Source organism: Pseudomonas sp. D47 (assembly GCF_045447305.1).
In the GTDB taxonomy this organism is placed as follows: domain Bacteria; phylum Pseudomonadota; class Gammaproteobacteria; order Pseudomonadales; family Pseudomonadaceae; genus Aquipseudomonas.
The window spans coordinates 543,466-564,955 of record NZ_JBJGXU010000001.1 but is presented as its reverse complement, the minus strand read 5'-3'; the positions used below and the strand labels follow the sequence as shown (position 1 = coordinate 564,955).

General features: G+C 61.1%; 23 protein-coding genes. 9 read left to right on the top strand and 14 right to left on the bottom strand.

What is annotated here, in order from left to right:
- Nucleotides 1-14: 14 nt before the first annotated feature.
- Nucleotides 15-1,454: a cardiolipin synthase gene (cls, locus tag ACI77I_RS02600; RefSeq protein ID WP_406996902.1), complete on the bottom strand. Its 1,440-nt coding sequence runs from the start codon at nucleotides 1,452-1,454 to the stop codon at nucleotides 15-17.
- A 130-nt stretch (nucleotides 1,455-1,584) separates the two neighbouring features.
- Here cls and ACI77I_RS02595 point away from each other — a divergent pair, with 130 nt between their 5' ends.
- Complete coding sequence (locus ACI77I_RS02595; protein ID WP_406996901.1) at nucleotides 1,585-2,106, top strand: DUF3617 domain-containing protein; 522 nt, start codon at nucleotides 1,585-1,587, stop codon at nucleotides 2,104-2,106.
- Here ACI77I_RS02595 and ACI77I_RS02590 read toward each other — a convergent pair.
- The 7 genes from ACI77I_RS02590 to folE2 are packed head-to-tail and all read right to left on the bottom strand — an operon-like array spanning nucleotide 2,103 to nucleotide 7,743.
- Entirely contained in the window at nucleotides 2,103-3,440 is a 1,338-nt protein-coding gene (locus ACI77I_RS02590) for a dihydroorotase (RefSeq protein ID WP_094949030.1), read from the bottom strand. The two genes, ACI77I_RS02595 and ACI77I_RS02590, sit on opposite strands and share 4 nt — an antisense overlap.
- A gap of 3 nt (nucleotides 3,441-3,443) precedes the next feature.
- The gene (locus ACI77I_RS02585; RefSeq protein ID WP_017135756.1) at nucleotides 3,444-4,004 is read right to left on the bottom strand and encodes a DapH/DapD/GlmU-related protein; all 561 of its coding nucleotides are present in this window, start codon (nucleotides 4,002-4,004) and stop codon (nucleotides 3,444-3,446) included.
- On the bottom strand, nucleotides 4,001-4,429 hold the full coding sequence (gene hisI, locus ACI77I_RS02580) for a phosphoribosyl-AMP cyclohydrolase (protein ID WP_094949029.1): 429 nt from the start codon (nucleotides 4,427-4,429) through the stop codon (nucleotides 4,001-4,003). The genes ACI77I_RS02585 and hisI overlap by 4 nt, the downstream gene beginning before the upstream one ends.
- The gene (locus ACI77I_RS02575) at nucleotides 4,426-5,304 is read right to left on the bottom strand and encodes a metal ABC transporter substrate-binding protein (RefSeq protein ID WP_094949028.1); all 879 of its coding nucleotides are present in this window, start codon (nucleotides 5,302-5,304) and stop codon (nucleotides 4,426-4,428) included. The genes hisI and ACI77I_RS02575 overlap by 4 nt, the downstream gene beginning before the upstream one ends.
- Nucleotides 5,305-5,315: 11 nt before the next feature.
- Nucleotides 5,316-6,182 (bottom strand): metal ABC transporter permease, encoded by an 867-nt coding sequence (locus ACI77I_RS02570; protein ID WP_094949027.1) that lies wholly within the window; start codon nucleotides 6,180-6,182, stop codon nucleotides 5,316-5,318.
- Nucleotides 6,182-6,850, bottom strand: a complete 669-nt coding sequence (locus ACI77I_RS02565) for a metal ABC transporter ATP-binding protein (RefSeq protein WP_406996900.1) — start codon at nucleotides 6,848-6,850, stop codon at nucleotides 6,182-6,184. The genes ACI77I_RS02570 and ACI77I_RS02565 overlap by 1 nt, the downstream gene beginning before the upstream one ends.
- The gene (gene folE2, locus ACI77I_RS02560) at nucleotides 6,847-7,743 is read right to left on the bottom strand and encodes a GTP cyclohydrolase FolE2 (protein ID WP_406996899.1); all 897 of its coding nucleotides are present in this window, start codon (nucleotides 7,741-7,743) and stop codon (nucleotides 6,847-6,849) included. The genes ACI77I_RS02565 and folE2 overlap by 4 nt, the downstream gene beginning before the upstream one ends.
- A 128-nt stretch (nucleotides 7,744-7,871) precedes the next feature.
- On the opposite strand from folE2, the gene ACI77I_RS02555 reads away from it, so the two are divergent.
- Nucleotides 7,872-9,083 (top strand): N-acetylmuramoyl-L-alanine amidase, encoded by a 1,212-nt coding sequence (locus ACI77I_RS02555; RefSeq protein WP_242153564.1) that lies wholly within the window; start codon nucleotides 7,872-7,874, stop codon nucleotides 9,081-9,083.
- On the opposite strand, the gene ACI77I_RS02550 is transcribed toward ACI77I_RS02555, so the two are convergent.
- Complete coding sequence (locus ACI77I_RS02550; protein ID WP_094949024.1) at nucleotides 9,080-9,448, bottom strand: glutamine synthetase; 369 nt, start codon at nucleotides 9,446-9,448, stop codon at nucleotides 9,080-9,082. The genes ACI77I_RS02555 and ACI77I_RS02550 overlap by 4 nt on opposite strands.
- Nucleotides 9,449-9,574: 126 nt before the next feature.
- Between ACI77I_RS02550 and dksA the strand changes: the two genes are divergently transcribed.
- The 4 genes from dksA to ACI77I_RS02530 are packed head-to-tail and all read left to right on the top strand — an operon-like array spanning nucleotide 9,575 to nucleotide 12,863.
- Nucleotides 9,575-9,979, top strand: a complete 405-nt coding sequence (dksA, locus tag ACI77I_RS02545) for an RNA polymerase-binding protein DksA (RefSeq protein WP_406996898.1) — start codon at nucleotides 9,575-9,577, stop codon at nucleotides 9,977-9,979.
- Between the two features lie 27 nt (nucleotides 9,980-10,006).
- Complete coding sequence (gene zigA, locus ACI77I_RS02540) at nucleotides 10,007-11,212, top strand: zinc metallochaperone GTPase ZigA (RefSeq protein ID WP_094949022.1); 1,206 nt, start codon at nucleotides 10,007-10,009, stop codon at nucleotides 11,210-11,212.
- The gene (locus ACI77I_RS02535) at nucleotides 11,212-11,856 is read left to right on the top strand and encodes a DUF1826 domain-containing protein (protein ID WP_242153560.1); all 645 of its coding nucleotides are present in this window, start codon (nucleotides 11,212-11,214) and stop codon (nucleotides 11,854-11,856) included. Before zigA ends, ACI77I_RS02535 begins: the two co-directional genes overlap by 1 nt.
- A 44-nt stretch (nucleotides 11,857-11,900) precedes the next feature.
- Nucleotides 11,901-12,863: a CobW family GTP-binding protein gene (locus ACI77I_RS02530; protein WP_406996897.1), complete on the top strand. Its 963-nt coding sequence runs from the start codon at nucleotides 11,901-11,903 to the stop codon at nucleotides 12,861-12,863.
- Here the strand turns inward: ACI77I_RS02530 and ACI77I_RS02525 are convergent.
- Complete coding sequence (locus ACI77I_RS02525) at nucleotides 12,857-13,252, bottom strand: DUF3301 domain-containing protein (RefSeq protein ID WP_094949019.1); 396 nt, start codon at nucleotides 13,250-13,252, stop codon at nucleotides 12,857-12,859. The two genes, ACI77I_RS02530 and ACI77I_RS02525, sit on opposite strands and share 7 nt — an antisense overlap.
- A 117-nt stretch (nucleotides 13,253-13,369) precedes the next feature.
- On the opposite strand from ACI77I_RS02525, the gene pdxY reads away from it, so the two are divergent.
- Entirely contained in the window at nucleotides 13,370-14,242 is an 873-nt protein-coding gene (gene pdxY, locus ACI77I_RS02520) for a pyridoxal kinase PdxY (RefSeq protein ID WP_406996896.1), read from the top strand.
- Between the two features lie 79 nt (nucleotides 14,243-14,321).
- Nucleotides 14,322-14,939: a hypothetical protein gene (locus ACI77I_RS02515; RefSeq protein ID WP_094949017.1), complete on the top strand. Its 618-nt coding sequence runs from the start codon at nucleotides 14,322-14,324 to the stop codon at nucleotides 14,937-14,939.
- 3 nt (nucleotides 14,940-14,942) lie between these two features.
- Here ACI77I_RS02515 and ACI77I_RS02510 read toward each other — a convergent pair whose 3' ends face one another.
- The gene (locus tag ACI77I_RS02510; protein WP_003213461.1) at nucleotides 14,943-15,428 is read right to left on the bottom strand and encodes an acyl-CoA thioesterase; all 486 of its coding nucleotides are present in this window, start codon (nucleotides 15,426-15,428) and stop codon (nucleotides 14,943-14,945) included.
- Between the two features lie 292 nt (nucleotides 15,429-15,720).
- Here ACI77I_RS02510 and ACI77I_RS02505 point away from each other — a divergent pair, with 292 nt between their 5' ends.
- Entirely contained in the window at nucleotides 15,721-17,484 is a 1,764-nt protein-coding gene (locus ACI77I_RS02505; RefSeq protein WP_242153554.1) for a cation:proton antiporter, read from the top strand.
- Between the two features lie 17 nt (nucleotides 17,485-17,501).
- Here ACI77I_RS02505 and ACI77I_RS02500 read toward each other — a convergent pair whose 3' ends face one another.
- The 3 genes from ACI77I_RS02500 to uvrD form a co-directional block, all read right to left on the bottom strand.
- Entirely contained in the window at nucleotides 17,502-17,909 is a 408-nt protein-coding gene (locus tag ACI77I_RS02500) for an SMI1/KNR4 family protein (RefSeq protein WP_017739032.1), read from the bottom strand.
- Nucleotides 17,910-18,045: 136 nt separating this feature from the next.
- Complete coding sequence (locus ACI77I_RS02495; protein WP_406996895.1) at nucleotides 18,046-18,915, bottom strand: Tim44 domain-containing protein; 870 nt, start codon at nucleotides 18,913-18,915, stop codon at nucleotides 18,046-18,048.
- Nucleotides 18,916-19,203: 288 nt separating this feature from the next.
- The gene (gene uvrD, locus ACI77I_RS02490) at nucleotides 19,204-21,387 is read right to left on the bottom strand and encodes a DNA helicase II (protein ID WP_094949013.1); all 2,184 of its coding nucleotides are present in this window, start codon (nucleotides 21,385-21,387) and stop codon (nucleotides 19,204-19,206) included.
- Between the last annotated feature and the right edge of the window lie 103 nt (nucleotides 21,388-21,490).

Sequence of the window (21,490 nt, the reverse complement as noted above, 5' to 3'; positions counted from 1 at the left end):
TTGTTCTGTTGTGTTCAGAGGATGGGTGAAATAAGCCGTGCTACCCGCATGCCCAGATGTTGCAGGCGGCGGGTCTCAAGGCTTTCCTCCTGGCTGACCTCATGGGCCAAGGCGAAGTCATCCAGCAGCATCTGCTCCACCTCGCTGGCAAAGGCTTCATCGACCGTCAGCAACATCACTTCAAAATTCAGCCGGAACGAGCGGTTGTCCATGTTCGCACTGCCGATGGCGCTGATTTCGCTGTCCACCAACACCACTTTCTGATGCAGGAAGCCCGGCTTGTAGCGGAACACCCGCACGCCGGCGCGTACCGCTTCGATCGCATACAGGCTGGAAGCGGCATAGACGATGCGGTGGTCCGGCCGCGACGGCAGCAGTAGGCGCACATCCACGCCGCGCAGCACCGCCAGGCGCAGGGCCGCGAACACGGCTTCATCGGGCACGAAATACGGGCTGGTGATCCACACCCGCTCGGTCGCTGCGTGAATGGCCTCGACGAAAAACAGTGAGCAGGTTTCATACGGGTCGGCCGGCCCACTGGCGAGCAACTGGCAGAGCACACCGTCTTCGGGGTAAGCGTCCGGCAGGATCAGCGGCGGCAATTCTCGTGCGGCCCAGAACCAGTCTTCGGCAAACGACTCCTGCAGGCATGCCACTACAGGGCCTGTGACCTGCACATGGGTATCGCGCCACGGTGCCAGCGGCGGCTTTTTGCCCAAGTACTCATCACCGACATTATGCCCACCGACAAACCCGGTGATGCCGTCCACCACCACGATCTTGCGGTGGTTGCGGAAGTTGACCTGAAAGCGATTGAGCCAACCGCTGCGGGTGGCGAACGCTTTGACTTTGACTCCAGCGTCGCGCAGCGACTGCACATAACTGTAGGGCAGGGCGTGGCTGCCGATGCGGTCGTAGAGCACGTGAATATCTACGCCTTCGGCAGCTTTTTCCTTCAGCAAGGCATGCAACTGCCTGCCAAGATCGTCGTCATGAATGATGAAGAACTGGAACAGCACGGCGGTCTTGGCGTTGCGAATCGCCTCGAAAATCGCGCTGAACGTGGCTTCGCCATTGATCAGCAAGCGCACTTCATTGTTGGCCAGGCACGGCATGCGGCCCAGCTTGGGCATGGCGCGCAGGGACGCGTAGGCGCTGGAGTTGCGCGCGGCCAGGGCTTCTTCGACCCAAGGGCGCCAGTTCAGCTCGGTAATGGCGGTGTGCATTTCTTGGTTGGCTTGGCGACGGGCCTGGATGTACGCGTCGAAGGTGCTGCGGCCGAAGATCAGGTAAGGGATCAGCGTCAGGTAGGGCATGAACATCAGCGACAAGGCCCAGGCGATAGAGCCTTGGGCGGTCCTGACGGTCAGCACGGCGTGGATCGCGGCCAGAGTCCCGAGAAAATGCAGCGTGGCAATGAAGTAGGCGAGCAGGTGCGGGCCAAAAAAATCCATGAACGACGTAACTCCAGGCAATCCAGTGCCTAACAGACCATGAACAGCGGTGAATGTCGCTATTTTATTTGCCGTGCAACACTGGCAACTTTACGGCGTCTAACGCCCACAATTACCCAGGAGTTACCCGATGAATGCTCGTCTGCTTGGTTTGGCCATGGTTGTTGGATTGACGCTGCCCGTGGCGGCTCAGGCGCAGATGCTGGCGCCGGGCTTGTGGGAATTGACCACCAGCAATATGAAAGTCGATAACCAGGACTTGCCGGACCTGTCGCTGATCCTCGGTCAGCTCAAGCAACAGATGACGCCTGAACAGCGCGCCATGCTCGAAAAGCAGGGCATCACCATGGCGGGTAAAGGCGTGCAGGTGTGCCTCACGCCCGCCCAGGTTGCTTCTGATTCGATCCCGTTGACCGACCCTCAATCGGGCTGCAAACAGGAAGTGACCGACAAAACCGGCAACCAATGGAAATTCCGCTTCAGTTGTCCGAAAGCCCAAGGCACTGGCGTTGCGACCTTCCAGAGCCAGCAGGAATTCACCACCACCGTTAACGGCACCTTCAATGCCACCGGCATCCAGCAGAAGGGCAGCCTGGACACGCACGCCCAGTGGCTGGGCAACGATTGCGGTACGGTCAAACCCCGCGCTTAACGCAGAAAATGCAGGGGCAACCCCTGGCAACTGTCGACCACCTGGCCGTTGTGCCACGCCAGGTGGCCGGACACCAGCGTGGTGCTGACGCTGTGGCGAAAGCTGCGCTCGGCAAAGGGCGTCCAGCCGCAGCGCGCGAGGATCGGTTGGCTGCTGACGGGTTTGCCTTCGGGCTCGGGTTTGATCAGCACCAAGTCGGCCCAATAGCCTTCGCGTAGATAACCTCGGTCCGGGATGGCGAACAAGTCGGCCACACGGTGACTGGTCTTCGCCACCAGCGTGGTCAGCGGCAAATGCCCGTCGATCACCAACTCCAACAACGCCGGCAACGCGTGCTGCACCAGCGGCAGGCCTGACGGCGCTTCGCGATAGCCCAACTGTTTCTGCGCCCAGGTATGCGGCGCATGATCACTGCCAATCACATCCAGACGGTCACTCAGCAGGGCCAGGCGCAGGGCGTCGCGGTCGGCGCGGGTCTTGATCGCCGGGTTGCATTTGATCTGGTGGCCGAGGCGGTGATAGTCGCGGTCATCGAACAGCAAGTGGTGCAGGCAGACCTCGGCGGTGATGCGTTTTTCCGATAAGGGTTTGTCCTCGAACAGGGCCAGCTCGCGGGCGCTGGTCAGGTGCAGCACGTGCAGGCGCGTGCCGTGACGCTTGGCCAGTTCCACCGCAAAAGACGATGAGCGATAACAGGCTTCGGCATCGCGGATCAGCGGGTGGGCGACGGCGGGAATGTGCTCGCCGAAGCGCTCACGCAGGCGCTGCTCGTTCGCCAGGATGCTCGGCGTGTGTTCGCAGTGGGCGAGGAGGATGGTCGGTACTTCGGCAAACAGCCGCTCCAGAATCCGCGGGTCGTCCACCAGCATGTTGCCGGTGGAGGCGCCCATGAACACTTTGACCCCGGCCACTTCGCGCGGGTCGAGGGCGGCGACGGTGTCTAGGTTGTCGTTGCTCACGCCAAAGTGAAAGCCGTAGTTGGCCACCGAATTCAATGCGGCCCTTCGCTTCTTATCGGCCAGGGCTTGGAGGTTCAGGGTGGCGGGGTTGGTGTTGGGCATGTCCATGAAGCTGGTAATGCCACCGGCCACCGCCGCGCGGGACTCGCTGTAGAAACTGCCTTTGTCGGGCGCGCCAGGTTCGCGAAAGTGCACCTGGTCATCGATCATGCCGGGCAGTAGCCATTGGCCCTGGGCGTCGATTTCTACCGGTTCGTTGTAGCCTTCGAGGCTGGCGGCAATCTTCTCGATGCGGCCGTTGGCGACCAGTACATCGGCATCGAACTCCCGGCCTTCATTCACCAGGCGGGCATTGCGAATCAGCAGGCGGCTCATGGTTCAGAACTCGTTTTGCAGGGCTTTGTAACCGCGCACCAGGTCGACGTTGGTGCGCGCCACGTCTTCGGAAAACTCCGAAGCGCTGACACTCACCGGCGGGAATTGCGACAGGTCGGTGTTCGGCCCGATGCGGGTGGTGGAGGGCACATAGAAGGCGGCGGGCAGGTCGCGGCCATCGACCACTGAGTTGTGGCGCACCACGCAGCCATCGCCGACGGCGCAGTTGAACAGCACGCTGTTGAAACCGATAAACACGCGGTCGCCAACGGTGCACGGGCCGTGGACGATGGAGCGATGTGCGATGGACGTGAATTCTCCGATCGTCACCGCCGCGCCAGATTTGGAGTGGATGACCACGCCGTCCTGGATATTCGAATTGGCACCGATGGTGATCGGGTCCATGTCGCCGGTGGCGTCGACTTCGTCGGCACGGATCACCGCGTAAGGGCCGACAAACACGTTCTCGCCGATGATGACCTTGCCGCAGATGATCGCGGTTTTGTCGACGTAGGCCGACTCGGCAATCACCGGCAGATCGCCGGAAGGGTTCTTGCGGATCATGCAGTGGGCTCCTTTTTAAGGGGCGAGGTGATGATATGAACGTAGGCGCCGTCGATGGCGTTGTAGAAACAGGTCGGCCGGCCGGTGTGGCAGGCCGGGCCTTGTTGGTCGACGATCAGCAGTACCGCGTCGCCGTCGCAGTCCAAACGTGCCTCGAGCAGTCGTTGCCGGTTGCCGGAGCGTTCGCCTTTGCGCCACAGCTGCCGTCGCGAGCGCGACCAGTAGCAGACCTGCCCGGTGGCCAGGGTTTCGCTGAGGGCCTGGCGGTTCATCCAGGCGAGCATCAACACTTCGCCGCTGCCGTGCTGCTGGGCGATGGCAGCAATCAGGCCGTCGCTGTTCCACGGCAGGGCGTCGAGCACCGGTTCGAGTGGGAAGCGGCTGCCGATGGCAGCCGCTTCCAGGTCGAGCATGCTCAAGGTCATGGCTTGCTCAGGGCGGCGCACAGGGTGTTGAGGTTGTACTCGAACAGCCCGGTGAAGGTGCTGGCCGGGCCTTCGGCGGCAAGGGCGTCGGAGTACAGCGTGCCGCCGATCTGTGCGCCGCTTTCGTCAGCAATCTGCTTGAGCAGGCGCGAGTCCTTGATGTTTTCCACGAACACGGCTTTGACCTTGTCCTTGCGGATCTGGGTGATCAGCGCAGCGACTTCGGCGGCCGACGGCTCACGTTCAGTCGACAGACCTTGGGGCGCCAGGAACTGGATGCCATAAGCTTGGCCCAGGTAACCGAAGGCGTCATGGGAGGTGACGATGCGACGGTTGCCCGGTGGCAGCGCGCCGAACTTGGTCTTGGCTTCGGCCAGCAGGCGGTAGATTTCTTTCAGGTAGGTTTGGCTGTTGCGCAGGTAGTCCGCCTTGTTGCTTGGGTCGGCCGCCACCAGTGCCTTGGTGATGTTATTCACATAGATTTCGGCGTTGGCCAAGTTGTGCCAGGCGTGCGGGTCGGGGATGGTTTCGCCGTCTTCGTCCATGGTGTGGGAGATCACGCCCTTGCTGGCGGTCACGACCGTGGCTTTGGTTTCTGTGCTGGTTACCAGGCGGTCCAGCCAAGGTTCAAAGCCCAGGCCGTTCTTGATGATGAGCTTGGCCTTGAGCAGCGCTTTGGCGTCATCCGGCGTGGGTTCGTAGGTGTGGGCGTCAGCGTCCGGGCCAACCATGTTGCTGATCTGGATGTGGTCGCCACCGATCTGGTGGGTGATGTCATCGAGAATACTGAAGCTGGTAACCACTTGGAGCTTGTCGGCGGCCTGGGCCATCGACAAAGGCAGCAGCAGGCTGAACAGCACGAGTAGAGCGCGCATCGGGAAACACCTCATTGGGATGTAAGCAAAGGCGGGCGGCGCAGCAAGCCGTGCACCGGACCGAAGATCACGGACAGCAAATACCCACCGCCAGCCACCAGCACGATGGCCGGGCCGCTGGGCAGCGAGTAGTAGAACGACAGCAACAAACCGAACCACACCGACAGGCATCCCAGCACCGCCGATACCGCGATCAACACCGGCAGGCGCCGGCTCCAGAAGCGTGAAGCAATCGCCGGCAACATCATCAAACCCACCACCATCAACGCGCCGATGGCCTGGAAACCAATCACCAGATTCAGCACCACCAAGGTCAGGAACAACCCGTGGGCGATCGGGCCGAGGCGGCTGACGGTTTGCAGGAACAGCGGGTCGAGGGTGTCCAGCAGCAGCGGTTTGTAGATCAGCGCCATGGCGATCAGGCTGAAACCGGAGACCCAAAGCATGCCGGTGAGGGTGGTTTCATCCACCGCCAGGGCTGAGCCGAATAGCAGGTGCAGCAGGTCCAGGCGCTTACCGGCGAGGCCGAGGATCAGCACACCGGCGGCCAGCGAGATGGGGTAGATGGCGGCGAGGCTGGCGTCTTCGCGCAGGCCGGTGCGGCGCGTGATCCACGCGGCCAAGCCGGCCATGCTCAGGCCCGCGCCGAGGCCGCCGATGGTCAGCGCGGGCAGGCTGAGGCCAGCAAACCAGAAGCCCAATGCGGCGCCAGGCAGGATGCCGTGGGCCACGGCGTCACCGATCAGGCTCATGCGCCGCAGGATCAGAAACACACCCAGCGGCGCGGTGCTGCACGCGAGCACCAGCCCGCCAATGAGTGCACGGCGCATAAACACGAAGTCGAGGAACGGCATCCACAAGTGGGCGGCGAAGTGCATCAGACCACCTGCATGTGAGGTTGCGGGCGGATCAGTTCTTTACTGGGGCCGAACACGCAGCCGGTGCTTTTGATCTGCACCACGTGCGGGGTGTGATGGCGCACCGATGCCAGGTCGTGACAGACGACGATGATCGTGCGGCCTTGATCGTGCCAGGCGTGGATGTGTTTCCAGCACAGCGCCTGGCCGTCTTCGTCGAGGGCGGCGTGGGGTTCGTCGAGCAACAACACGGGCGCTTCGGCAAGGCTCATGCGGGCGAGCAGGGCGCGTTGCAGTTCGCCGCCGGACAATGCCATCAACGGGCGATGCTCCAGGCCACTGAGGCACCAATCCTCCAAGACGGCTTGCAGGCGTTCGTTGCGTTGTGGCGGGGTTAGCTGAGTGCCCCAGAAACCGGCGGCGACCAACGCCTGCAGGCTGATTGGGAACTGCCGATCCAGGTGTTGTTGCTGTGGCAGGAACGACAGGCCACCGCGGCGTGGGACCGCCACGCTGACTTTTCCCGCCAGCGGTTTTTGCAGGCCTGCGATGACTTTGAGCAGGCTGCTTTTGCCAGTGCCGTTGGCGCCGATGATGCCGGTGAGGCTGCCTTTTTCCAGGGTCAAATCCAGCGCTGGAGTGAGTGGTTGCCCAGGTGCGCCCCAACGCAAAGCGTTACAGGTGATCATGCAGAGTCTCTCGTCCAGCGGCTTTCAGCCACGGCATCGTGCGCGTGCAGGCTTTCGGCATGGATCACTTTCAGGTGGAAGGCTTTGACGGCATCCGAGCGTTTCAAGGCGAGGTTCAGGCGGCGGGCGGCGTCTTCGCAGAACATCAGGTTCTGCCCGTTGGCCAAGGCGAAGGCTTGTTCGTCCGCACGTTTCACAGCGGTTTGCACGGCGGTGCCGAGGGCGGCCTCGACGTCGTTGATCAGGTTGGTGAGCGGCAAGGTGGACTGGTTGGCGTCCAACTGGATGGAAAGCTCTGCGCTGCTGCGTTGGCTGTGGGGTGTGGCGACGATGCCGTTGGCGCTGCCGAGCCAGGTCAGCACGTCTTCGTGTTGCAGCGGCGTGTTGGCGAAATCTTGAACAAATTGCTGCTGAATCAATTGCCTGGCGAGCGCAGCGGAGCAGGGGCAGGTTGAGGAGTATGTAACGTCAATTTTTAGTTCCACGTGGAACATCTGGTTTTCCAGACGCGCCTCGATGCACACCGGGTAGCTTTTCCAGCCAGCTAATGGGCTGACCAGCGCCGGACGTTTTAGCAGCAAATCCGTGTGAATTCGCAGGTACGCGTTCTTAGATAAACCTTCATGACTCTCCAGAAAGCGCTGCAGTACATTACGCAGAAGTGCAGGCGTAAGAAGCTGCTGGTCGAGCATTTCCAGGGCCAGGTACAGGCGTGACATATGAATGCCACGGGCCTCGCCGTCGTCCAGGCTGACGCCCGCATCGGCAGTGGCAGCCAGGCGTTGGCCGTCGACGAGGATGGGCAAGGCGATGCCGCACATGCCCACCCAGTCGAGCGGCAAGGCTTGGCGTGAAGCCTGCGCGGCGATATCCGGCAGAGTCAGCGCATTCATGAGCAGGTCCATCGTTGGAAATAAAAAGACATGTTATATTATAACTATTGAGTCGACGATGCTTTTTCTGTTCCAGCCTTTCTTCAGTCATGTCGAGCAGGGACGCTCCTCTATTTGCGGTACATGTCATGCACAGACGTCAGCTCCTCAACCTGCTGCTGGTCAGCCCTCTGTTCACCTTTCCATTGGGGGCCTTCGCCACACAGATTCGTAATGCGCGCCTGTGGCGCTCCGACGACAAACTGCGGCTGGTGTTCGACCTCAGCGGCCCGGTGCAATACAAGACCTTTTCCCTGACCGCGCCGGAACGCCTGATCATCGACTTGAGCGGCGCCGGGCTCAGCGGTGATTTCTCGCAGCTGGCGCTGAAAAACAGCGGGATTACCTCGATCCGTTCTGGGCATTTTGGCAAAGGTGATACGCGTATCGTGCTGGACCTGGCCGCGCCAATGCAGCTCAACAGCTTCTTGTTGCCGCCGCAGGATGGCCAAGGCCATCGCCTGGTACTCGACCTGACCAACGCTACCCACGCGCCGCGCCAAATCGCCGCCGAACCGCCGCCCTTGATTGCGCCGGTGGATAAAGCCCATCCCAAGCGCGACATCATCGTGGTGGTCGACCCCGGCCACGGCGGCAAAGACCCAGGCGCGATCGGCTCCAAGGGCCAGCGCGAGAAAGACGTGGTGCTGTCCATCGCCCAATTGCTGGCCAAACGTTTGAAGCGCGAGAAGGGTTTTGACGTGAAACTGGTGCGCAACGACGACTTCTTCGTGCCGCTGCGCAAGCGCGTGGAGATTGCCCGTCAGCACAAGGCCGATATGTTTATTTCGGTGCACGCCGATGCCGCGCCACGGCTTACAGCATCCGGAGCGTCGGTGTATGCGTTGTCTGAAGGCGGCGCCACCTCCGCCACGGCGCGCTTCATGGCGCAGCGTGAAAACGGTGCGGATTTGCTGGGCGCCACTACGTTGCTCAATCTCAAGGACAAGGACCCGATGCTGGCCGGGGTGATTCTCGACATGTCGATGAACGCCACCATCGCCTCCAGCCTGCAACTGGGCAGCTCGGTGCTGGGCAGCTTGCAAAGCATCACCACGCTGCACCAGAAGCGCGTGGAGCAAGCAGGTTTCGCGGTGCTCAAATCACCGGACGTGCCGTCGATCCTGGTCGAGACCGGGTTTATCTCCAACACCCAGGACGCCCAGCGGCTGGTGACGGCGCGCCATCAACAGGCGGTGGCGGATGGGCTGTTCGAGGGCTTGAAAAAATACTTCGAGAAGAACCCGCCGATGAACAGCTACATGGCCTGGGTTCAGGAGCAGAAGAACGGCCAGGTCTAACAGCCGGTCATACGGCTGCAGGTGAACGTCGCGCGGGTGCCGCCTGAACTGGAAAACCGGTTGATCGTGGTCCAGCCCACGCGGCGCGTATAGCCGACCCACGCCTCACCATCGGACGCCAACCCGGTAAAGAACGTCAGCTGCCCATAGCGGCTGTTGGTCTGTGCCCAGTAGCGTTTGCCGATCACCTCGAAACCTCGCAAGTACGTGGTGCTGCCCACAGTCGCCACGCTATAGGCATTGCCCAACGGGTCCACACAGGCCAGCAGGTTGGCGCTGCGCGTGCAGTTTGCCAACAGGCTCGGCGCTTGGGCGCAGGCCGGTCCTGCCACCGCCAACAACAGTGCGCACACCAGGTATTTCATAGGGCTTCTCGGGGCAAGAAAGTGTTCAAGCATTGCGCCCTTCGTCGTGACGAGCAAGGGAGATTGGCTTATTCTCATTGTTATACTATAACATCGTAGCACAGCCTGACCCGTGAACCGCTCTCCATGACTGAACAAGACCTGCTGGCGCAACCGCCCTGCGACTACATGAATGAAGCCCAGCAAGGTTTCTTCCGCGAACTGCTGCTGAGCCAGCGCTACGAACTGCAGGCGCGCATCCAAGCCGAGTTCCTGGTGCTACGTGAGCAAGAAACCAACAGCGACCCCGCGGATGTGGGCAGCGCCGAAGAACAGCGCCAATGGCAACTGCGCCTGCTGGAGCGTGAAAAGAAGCTGCTGGACAAGATCGACGACGCCCTGGAATTGCTCGCCCGTGGTGAGTACGGCTGGTGCCGTGAAACCGGCGACCCCATCGGCCTGAAACGCCTGCTGTTACGCCCCACCGCGACCCTGAGTATCGAAGCCAAAGAACGTGAAGAGCTGCGCGAACGCCATAAACGGGCGATTTGACCGGCCACCCCTGATGAGGAATACCTGATGCCCAATCGTCTCCCCGTTACTGTGTTGTCCGGTTTTCTCGGCGCCGGTAAAAGCACGCTGCTCAACTACGTCCTGCGCAACCGCGACAACCTGCGGGTGGCGGTGATCGTCAACGACATGAGCGAAATCAACATCGACGGCAGCGAGGTGCAGCGCGACGTCACCCTTAACCGCTCCGAAGAAAAACTGGTGGAGATGAGCAACGGCTGCATCTGCTGCACCTTGCGGGAAGACTTGCTGGAAGAAGTCGGAAAGCTCGCCAAGGAAGGTCGGTTTGATTACCTGCTGATCGAATCCACTGGTATTTCCGAGCCGTTGCCCGTGGCCGAAACCTTCACCTTTCGCGATGAAAACGAGCAAAGCCTGGCCGATGTCGCGCGCCTGGACACTATGGTCACCGTGGTCGATGGCATGAACTTCCTGCTCGATTATCAGGCCGCTGAAAGCCTGGCCTCACGCGGTGAAACCTTGGGTGAAGAGGACGAACGCTCGATCACCGACCTGCTGATCGAGCAGATCGAGTTTGCCGACGTGATCCTGATCAGCAAGATCGACCTGATCAGCAGCCGCGAGCGCGAAGAATTAATGGCGATCCTCGAGCGCCTCAACGCCCAGGCGCAAATCATCCCGATGGTCATGGGCGAAGTACCGCTGAACAAGATCCTCAACACTGGCCGCTTCGACTTCGAACGTGCCGCCCAGGCGCCGGGTTGGTTGCGGGAACTGCGCGGTGAACATGTGCCGGAAACCGAAGAATACGGCATCGCCTCCACGGCTTATCGCGCGCGCCGCCCGTTTCATCCACAGCGTTTTTTCGACTTTATCGACCGCCCGTGGGTGAACGGCAAGCTGCTGCGCTCCAAGGGGTTTTTCTGGCTGGCGAGCAAGCATCAGGATGCGGGCAGTTGGTCTCAGGCCGGCGGCCTGATGCGCCATGGTTTTGCCGGGCGCTGGTGGCGCTTTGTGCCGAAAAGCCAATGGCCCCAGGACGAAGAAAGCGCGGCGGCGATCATGGGCAACTGGCAGCTGAGCACCGGCGATTGCCGCCAGGAGCTGGTGTTTATCGGGCAAAACATCGACTTCACCCAGATGCGTGCCGAGCTGGACGCCTGCTTGCTCACCGATGAAGAAATGGCCCTGGGCGTCGAGGGTTGGCGCCAGTTGGCCGACCCGTTTGGCCCTTGGTTCGAGGAGGTCGCCTGATGCTGGCCCCGGTTATCCCGCTGCGCCCGGTGATCCGCCAGACTCGTGGTGAAACCCCGCTGGCGCTGGCTGACGTGCTCAATGACGGCGTGAACCTCGCGGTTTGGCAACGCCAGTTGCCCCTGCATATCGCCCAGTTTGGTGCTTTGCTGGTGGCGCTTAACGAGCCGTTGGCTGAGTCCTTGGTGATTGAACTCAATACCGAGGACGCAGTGCCGAACTTGCAGGGTTTGGCGTCCAGTTGCCGTGATCTTGAAGGCTACGACGGCTTTATCGCCGATGTGTCGTGGCTGGTCAGCGCGTTTGCCTGTTTGCTTGGCGCCAAGCGCATTGGCGTGCGTTTGCGGCTGCTGGACAAGGCCATGTGCCCGCGTTTTCACGTTGACCACGTGCCGGTGCGGCTGATCACTACTTACGCGGGCATCGGCAGCCAGTGGCTGCGCGAAGGCGTGATGGACCGCCGCAAACTGGCCCAGCCGGACGCGGAACCCACTGAGCGTATCGAGCAGATTCTCTGCGGCGAAGTGGCGATGCTTAAGGGCACCAAATGGCATGGCAACGAAGGTCATGGTTTGATTCACCGTTCGCCAGCACTCAAGGCCGATGAGCGCCGCTTGATCCTGACGCTGGATTGGCTCGCATAACCGGGTAGGATCAAACGCTCTACACGGTCTGAAAGATGCCCAACATGCTGCAGAACATTCCCACCCACGTGATTGCCGGGCCTTTGGGCGCCGGCAAGACCAGCCTGATCAAGCACCTGCTTGCCCAACGCCCGGCCAACGAGCGCTGGGCGGTGTTGATCAACGAGTTCGGGCAGATCGGCCTGGACGCCGCCTTGCTGACCCAGGATGACGACGGCATTGCCCTGGGCGAAGTAGCGGGCGGCTGCCTGTGTTGTGTGAATGGTGCACCGTTCCAGGTAGGCCTGGGCCGCCTGCTGCGTAAGGCCAAGCCGGATCGGCTGTTTATCGAACCCTCGGGCCTTGGCCACCCGGCGCAGTTGCTCAAGCAATTGCGGCAGGCGCCGTGGCAGGGCGTGTTGGCGGTTCAGCCGTGCGTGCTGGTGCTGGATGCCGAGGCGCTGGCGGCGGGCAAACCTTTGCCTGATGCGCAACGCGAGACGCTGGCCAGTGCCGGGCTGTTGGTGTTGAACAAGGATGAGTCGCTGGATGCCGCGCAGCGCCAGGCCATTGAACAGCAATTACCCGACTGCCCGCTTTACTGGACGCGCCAGGCGCAATTGCCGCTCGAACGGTTGCCGGGCCTGAATGCGCAGGCCAACGCGGCTGTGGATAACTTCGACGTGCCCAAAGGCTTGGCGCAGCTGCCGGCTATCTGGGCCGACCCCGCGCAGCCCATCTGCCTCAGCCAGGCTCAAGAAGGCGGGTGGAGTATTGGATGGCGCTGGCACCCGAGCCAGCACTTTGCCACCCAGCGCTTGTATCACTGGCTGACAAGTCTTGAGTGGCGCCGTGCCAAACTGGTTATCCACAGCGCCGAAGGTTGGGTCAGCGCCAATGCTGTGGATAACAGCACCCTCACCTGGCAACCCAGCGAATGGCGTCGCGACTCACGTATTGAATTGATCTTCGGCCAGCCACAGGACGTGGCCGCCTTGCAGCGTGCGTTAGCGGCCTGCCGTCAGTGACGGTTCTTGCTGGCGTGGTCCTGGCGCCATTGGCTCAGCTCGATCACTTCAGCGCTGGGCAGCGGCGTTTTGATCTCGAACGGGTAGGGCGCCAGTTCGATCTGCGCGCTGTGGGCGCCAAATTGGGTGATTGTCCCAGGATGGCGGGCTTCGCCGGTCACGGTGAACTCAAAGTTATAGATGCGCGCCAGACGGCGCCGACCATTGGCATCTTTCACAAAACCGATGCGCTTTAGCGCTACTGCGCCGTCGAGCAGTTCGATATCAAGCTTGGCGCAATGCTGCTTGACCCGCTCCAGCGCCCGCTCGCGCAGGCCGTGGTTGTGCCACACCCAAGCGGCGCAGGTCGCCAACAGCATCAATACGAAGATGTTTCCCAGGGTCAGCATGCAGTGAACTCCAACAAAGTGAGAGCAGCTTAACTGTGTCGCCGGCCTGTCGTATAGGCTGTGTTTAGTCGCATACTGCGCGGCCAGAATTTCAACGGCTTTACGGAAATCTCCCGCATGAAACGCACACCTCATCTGCTTGCGATCCAGTCTCATGTGGTCTTTGGCCACGCCGGAAACAGCGCCGCCGTATTCCCCATGCAGCGGGTCGGGGTGAACGTCTGGCCGCTCAACACGGTGCAGTTCTCCAACCACACCCAGTATGGTCAGTGGGCGGGCGAAGTGTTGGCGTCGCAGCAAATTCCGGCGCTGGTGGAAGGCATTGCCGCGATTGGCGAGCTGGGTAACTGCGATGCGGTGCTGTCCGGCTACCTGGGCAGTGCCGACCAAGGCCGTGCGATTCTTACCGGCGTGGCGCGCATCAAGGCCATCAACCCCAAGGCCTTGTACCTGTGCGACCCGGTGATGGGCCACCCGGAAAAGGGCTGCATCGTGCCCCAGGAAGTCAGCGATTTTCTGCTGGACGAGGCGGCGGCCATGGCGGATTTCCTCTGCCCCAACCAGCTGGAGCTGGACAGCTTTGCCGGGCGCAAGCCGCAATCGCTGTTTGATTGCCTGGGCATGGCCAGGGAGCTGCTGGCTCTCGGGCCCAAGGCCGTGCTGGTCAAGCACTTGGATTATCCGGGCAAGCTACCGGATGGCTTTGAGATGCTGCTGGTAACGGCTGAAGGCAGCTGGCACTTGCGTCGGCCGCTGTTGGCCTTCCCGCGTCAGCCGGTGGGCGTGGGCGACTTGACGTCGGGATTGTTCCTGGCGCGGGTGCTGTTGGGCGACAGCCTGTTGGCGGCCTTTGAGTTCACGGCGGCGGCGGTGCATGAAGTGCTGCTGGAAACCCAGGCCTGCGCGAGCTACGAGCTGGAACTGGTGCGCGCCCAGGACCGCATCGCCCATCCTCGAGTGCGTTTTGAGGCGACACCGATCAGCTTTTAGGGATTAGTCTGATCGAGTACCGCAAGGGGCAGCGATAGGCTTCCGGGCTTTTGGCCCCTTACGCTCAATGAGGACGACCATGTCGCATTCGTCACTGAGTTCTGCTGCGCTGGCCCTGACCTTGCTGCTGGGCGGTTGCAGCCCTCACGTCAGTGAGTCTGGCGTGACCGAGCGGCCCGTCATACCCGGCCAATTACCGGACACCCTGAAGCGTACGGCGATGATGGATAAGATCATCGAGGCCAGCGTGCAATCGATCGAGCATCGCGAGCCCAACGTTACTGATCGCCAGCCGATCTCGCCGGCACTGCTTGAGGATGAGTCCGTTGCCGATCGCAAGGCGTTCCTGGGCAGTTTTACTCTGCCTGAGGACTACTGGAATCAGTTTCGGCAGAACTTCCGATTGTTCTATAAAGGTGTCACGGAACAACACGCACGCACGTTGGGCATTTATCGCGACAAGTACCGTTCATACCTGCGCGATACCGAGAGTGCTGTGCTTGAGCAATGGCTGCAACCGGTGGGCCCTGCCGTACGCACTCGGGTAGCTGCGATCGATAGCCTCATGGCCCAGTTCTACCGTGACACCAACGAGAAAGTCGGGCGAGACACGATCGAAGATCACGTGAAACGCATGAACCAGCTGGATCAGCGCTTCGGCGTGTGTGCTCACTTTCCTCTTTGCGTGTTGGAATGAGCCTTACGGCCCGTCGGCTTTGATTTCCTGGTAGCGTTTTTCCAGCTCTTGGCGAATCTGCCGACGCTGCTGCGCCTGCACGAACCGGCGTTTGTCTTCGCTGTTTTGCGGCTGCAGCGGCGGTACGGCGGCGGGTTTGCGCTGGTCGTCCACGGCCACCATGGTGAAGAAGCAGCTATTGGTATGGCGCACTGAGCGCTCGCGGATGTTCTCGGTCACCACCTTGATCCCCACTTCCATCGACGTGTTGCCGGTGTAGTTGACCGAGGCGAGGAAGGTCACCAGTTCACCGACATGGATCGGCTCACGAAAAATCACCTGGTCGACCGACAAGGTCACCACATAGCGGCCGGCATAACGGCTCGCGCAGGCGTAGGCCACTTCGTCGAGGTACTTGAGCAGGGTGCCGCCGTGCACATTGCCTGAGAAGTTGGCCATGTCAGGGGTCATCAATACCGTCATCGACAGCTGGGCGTTTCCGGGTTCCATAGCACACTCACGGGTTGTAGGCATCGGTTGGGGAGGCACCTCTGTGGGTGCTGGAATCTTTGCAGCGCTCTCCCTTACGGGACGCCAGTGGGCGGCTTGCCGTCACGCGGTCACCGATCTGTTTCCATATATTGCACCGGCTTTTTGCCGGAAGTCGCGGTGTTAACCTTCAAAAGCCCGTCTCAGGGCATTTCTTACGACAAAGGCCGACTTTTCCTTCCGCTTATTGCGACCGTTCCAAGGTCCGGGTGGAAGTGGGAAAAGCGCCAGTACCCTTAAGGAGCCCCTCGCCATGCACGCCATCAGTTTTATCCAGGACTTGGCCGTGATCATGCTGGTGGCGGGGGTTGTCACCATCCTGTTTCACCGCCTCAAGCAGCCCGTGGTGCTGGGGTATATCGTTGCCGGGTTCATCATCGGCCCCCACACCCCGCCCTTCGGCCTGATCCACGACGAAGACACGATCAAGACCCTCGCCGAGTTGGGGGTGATCTTCCTGATGTTCTGCCTGGGCCTGGAGTTCAGCCTGCGCAAGCTGTTCAAGGTCGGCGCCACGGCGTTTATCGCCGCGTTCCTCGAGATCATTCTGATGATCTGGATCGGCTACGAAATCGGCCGCTGGTTCGACTGGAACACCATGGACTCGCTGTTCCTCGGCGCGATCCTGGCGATTTCCTCGACCACCATCATCGTCAAGGCGCTCAACGACCTGAAGATGAAAAACCAGCGCTTCGCCCAGCTGATTTTCGGCGTGCTGATCGTTGAGGACATCCTCGGTATCGGCATCATCGCCTTGCTGTCGAGCATTGCCGTGAGCGGTACGGTCAGTTCCGGCGAGGTGTTCTCCACGGTCGGTAAGCTCTCGCTGTTTATGATCGTCGCGCTGGTGATTGGCATTTTGCTGGTGCCGCGCCTGCTGGCCTACGTGGCCAAGTTCGAAAGTAACGAGATGCTGTTGATCACCGTATTGGGCCTGTGTTTCGGCTTCTGCCTGCTGGTGGTGAAGCTCGAATACAGCATGGTGCTGGGCGCGTTCCTGATTGGCGCGATCATGGCCGAATCTCGTCAGTTGATTAAGATTGAGCGTCTGATCGAACCCGTTCGCGACATGTTCAGCGCGATCTTCTTTGTGGCGATTGGCTTGATGATCGACCCACAGATCCTGCTGCAATACGCCTGGCCGATCGCGGTCATTACCGTGGCGGTGGTGTTGGGCAAGATGTTGTCCTGCGGCCTGGGGGCGTTTATCGCCGGCAACGACGGCCGCACCTCGCTGCGGGTGGGCATGGGGCTGTCACAGATTGGCGAGTTTTCCTTCATCATCGCCGCGTTGGGCATGACCTTGCAGGTGACCAGCGATTTCCTCTATCCAGTGGCCGTGGCCGTGTCGGCAATCACCACGTTGCTCACGCCGTACCTGATTCGCGGCGCCGACCCGTTGTCGTTGAAGATTGCGGCGGTGATGCCCAAACGCATGAGCCGGGTGTTTGGCATGTATGGCGAGTGGCTGCGCAGCATTCAGCCTCAGGGTGAGGGTGCAATGCTTGCGTCGATGATTCGCAAGATCATCCTGCAAGTGGGTGTAAACCTGGCGTTGGTGGTGGCGATCTTCTTTACTGGCAGCTTCTTCGCGGCACGCATCGGTGGGTACCTGGAGGGTTGGATCAGTGACCCAAGTTGGCAGAAGGCGTTGATCTGGGGCGGGGCGTTGTTGTTGTCGCTGCCGTTTTTGATTGCGGCGTATCGCAAGCTCAAGGCGCTGTCGATGTTGCTGGCGGAGATGAGCGTGAAGCCGGAAATGGCCGGGCGGCATACCCAGCGCGTGCGACGAGTGATCGCCGAACTGATCCCCATCCTCTCGCTGCTGGTGATTTTCCTGCTACTGGCAGCCTTGTCGGCCAGTATTTTGCCGACCAACAAGTTGCTGGTGCTGATCGCCGTGGTGGCGGCAGCGGTGGCGGCGGTGCTCTGGCGGTGGTTCATCCGCGTGCATACGCGGATGCAGGTCGCCTTGCTGGAGACCCTGGATAACCACAAAGATACGCCAGAGCACTAGAGGCCGGGGTGTGGGGCTCAGCTTTCCAGCCAGACGTCCCGCGCCCAGTGCCACACCGATTCCCAAGTTTCTTCGGTGACCAGTTCTTCTTCGCCGGACCACAGCACCACGGTGCCGTCTTCTTCGACGCAGTAGTAGTCGTCGCCGTCCTGGCAGATCGGGATCATGCTGCGGTCAACGCCGGCATCCCAGGCGTTGGCGGCAACGTCTGGCAGGTAGGTGTGGGACTGCGGGTCGGTGACGGTCACCGGCTCCAGGCTGCCATACACCACGTCGCTGACGGTCAGCAGGAATTCGCGGAAGACAAACGGGATGTCGATGAACAGTTGTTCCTCGATTTCCACCAGTTGGTCTTCGTCAGGCAGCTCCAGAGGCACCGGGACCGGTTCGTTGGCTTCACGCAATTGTTCGATGATTTCTTCCACGGCCGGGATCCTCTTGCTAGATGGCGCGGTTAATAGGGGCGTTTTATACAGTAGCTCGCTATAAGTGCAACCGTGAAATAGAAAACCCCGGAACATGTCCGGGGTTTTTATTACCAAGTGCTCAAACGTGCAGCGATCAGCCGTTCTGGCGGATACCGGCAACCAGCCATGGCTGGTTGTCGCCTTGCGGGCGTTCCATGTTCCAGCTTTCGCTGAACACTTCACCCTGGTCGAAACGCGAAGTCTTCGACACGCCGCTGAAGGTCAAAGTTGCGATGGTCTTGTCGGCGCGATCATCCACACCTTCCAGCTGTACGCGCAGGTCGTCGATGTAAGTCGACTGGAACGCATCGCCCAGGTCAGCGCGTTCGCGCTTGAGGAACTCCAGCAGTTGCGGGGTCACGAACTCGGAGATCTTATCCATTTCGTTGGCGTCCCAGTGTTGCTGCAGGGACTGGAAGTGGCTGCATGCCGCTTCGACGAAACGCTCTTCGTTGAACCAGGCCGGTGCGTTGATAACCGGACGAGCGGCAGCAGGTGCAGCCGAGCCGCCGAAGATCGAACCCATGGCTGGTTTTTGCTCGAACGCTTCACGCTGCATCGGCGCGCCGGCTGGAGCCAGGTGCTCCTGCTGCTTGCGGCGACGGGCGGCGATAAAGCGGAAGATCAGGAAGGCGATGACCGCCATGATCAGGATGTCGAAGATCTGCATACCCTGGAAGCCGCCGCCCATGAACATGGACGCGAGCAGGCCACCGGCAGCGATACCGGCCAGAGGGCCCAACCAGCGCGAAGCACCGCCAGCTTTGGCTGCTGCGCCAGCCGCACCGGCTGCACCCGCCGTTGCCGCTGCACCGCCGGCACCGGCGGCTGGAGCCATTTGGCTGGTCTGGTGAGTCGGCGCCGAGCCCATGCTTTTGCCGCCACCGAAGCGCTTGGCGTTGGCGTCGAGGCTCATCGTCAGGCCGATGCACAACGCCATGGCGATGCTAAGAAAACGTTTCATCAAGGGAATTCCCATTTGTGGATTGCACGCGCGCCATGTTGCACAGGTGTCGTGACACTGGCTAGCGGCATAATGTTTCGGGCTTTTACGTAAGACAAATCCCGAAAGGTCTGTAGGACTAGTTACAGATATTGGCCCGCGTTCCTCAAAAACAAGGGCCAGCCTACCGATCGATCGTTCCCACGCTCCGCGTGGTAACGCATCCTGTGACGCTCCGAGTCACGAGGTTAAAGCGCGACGCAGAGCGTCCCGGGCGGAATTCCCACGCGGAGCGTGGGAATGCTCAGGTCAGAGGGCTTCGAGCTTCGCGTAGCCCATCATCAGCCACTTGCTGCCTTCGGCGAAGTTCACCTGCACCCGTGCCTGGGCACCGGCGCCTTCGAAGTTGAGGATCACACCCTCGCCGAAGACCGCATGCTTGACCTGCTGGCCAAGGCTGAACGGCGTTTCCGGAATTTCGGAGCCGGCAAACATGCTGCTGGAGTTCTGCTGCTGGCCGCCGCCGAACGGGCGGCTGACGCTGTTGGACAAGCGCACTTCCTGGATCAAACCTTTCGGCACTTCACGTACGAAGCGCGACACCTTGTTGTAGGTCTCGCTGCCGTACAGGCGTCGGGTCTCGGCGTAGGTCATCACCAGGTTCTGCATGGCCCGGGTGATGCCCACGTAAGCCAAGCGGCGTTCTTCTTCAAGGCGGCCGGGCTCTTCCAGGCTCATCTTGTGCGGGAACAGGCCTTCTTCCATGCCCACCAGGAACACGTAAGGGAATTCCAGGCCCTTGGCGCTGTGCAAGGTCATCAACTGGACGCTGTCTTCATGCTCATCGGCCTGGGTATCACCCGCTTCCAGCGAAGCATGGCCGAGGAAGGCGGCGAGCGGGGTCAGCTCTTCATCGTCCTCAGTGTTCTCGAACGCGCGGGCGGCGCTGACCAGTTCCTCAAGGTTTTCTACCCGGGCCTGGCCTTTCTCGCCTTTTTCCGCTTCGTGATAGGCAATCAGCCCGGACTGTTCGATCACGGTCTGGGTCATCAAGTGCAGGGGCATTTCTGCGCACTTGGCGGCCAGGTTCTCGATCAGCTCGACAAACACGCCCAAGGCACCGGCGGCGCGGCCGGTCAGGCCTTTATTGGCGATCAGCAAGCGCATGGCTTCCCACATCGACACATCGGCGTGGCGTGCGTGGTCGCGAATGGCCTCGACGGTCTTCTCGCCAATGCCACGCGCCGGGATATTGATCACCCGCTCCAGCGCCGCGTCATTGCCACGGCCTTCCAGCAGGCGCAGGTAGGCCATGGCGTTCTTGATTTCCGCACGCTCGAAGAAGCGCTGGCCGCCATAGATGCGGTACGGGATGCGCTCGCGCAGCAAGGCTTCTTCCAATACCCGCGATTGGGCGTTGGAGCGGTACAGAATGGCGATATCGCTGCGCGCCAAGCCGGTTTTCAGCGCGCTTTCGATGGTTTCCACCACATAGCGCGCTTCATCGTGCTCGTTGAACGCGGCGTACAAGTTGATCGCTTCGCCTTCGCCGCCGTCCGTCCACAGCTCTTTGCCCATGCGCCCGGTGTTATTGGCGATCAGTGCGTTGGCAGCCTTGAGGATGCCGGCGGTGGAGCGGTAGTTCTGCTCCAGACGGATAGTGATCGCGTCCGGGAAGTCGTCGGAATACTGGTAGATGTTCTCGATCTTCGCGCCACGCCAGCCGTAGATCGACTGGTCGTCATCGCCCACCACCATCAGGCTGTCGCCGCCTTTGGCCAGCAAGCGCAGCCAAGCGTATTGCACGGCGTTGGTGTCCTGGAACTCGTCCACCAGAATGTGCCGGAAGCGCTTCTGGTAATGGGCCAGCAAGCCTGGGTTGTCTCGCCACAGGTCGAGCGCGCGCAGCAGCAGCTCGGAAAAGTCGATCACGCCGGCGCGCACGCAGGCGGCCTCGTACGCTTCATAAATGCTGCGCATGGTGGCCAGGAACAAATCGCCGCTGGCCTGGATATGTTGCGGGCGCAGGCCTTCGTCTTTCTGACCGTTGATAAACCACTGCGCCTGGCGGGCGGGCCAGCGCTGTTCATCGAGGCCCAGCTCGCGGATCACGCGCTTGACCAAGCGTTGCTGGTCATCGCTGTCGAGGATCTGGAAGGTCTGGCTCAGCCCCGCTTCCTGCCAATGCGCCCGCAACAGGCGGTGCGCCAGGCCGTGGAAAGTGCCCACCCACATGCCGGCCGGGCTGATGCCCATCAGCTGCTCGATGCGGTGGCGCATCTCGGCAGCGGCCTTGTTGGTGAAGGTCACCGACAGGATGGAGTGTGGGGACGCGTTTTCGACCTGGATCAACCAGGCGATACGGTGCACCAGCACACGGGTTTTACCGGAACCAGCACCGGCCAGGACCAACTGACGGCCAACGGGGGCTGCTACGGCCTGGCGTTGGGCATCGTTGAGGGAGTTCAGCAAAAGGGAGAGATCATCGCGCATCGGCGCATTCTAGGGTGCCCGGGGGAGTGGGGCAAATCCCAATGCCGGGTGGTCGCAAGAAACCTCAGGAAGCACTTCGGGCGGGGGGACACATTCTGCCGAG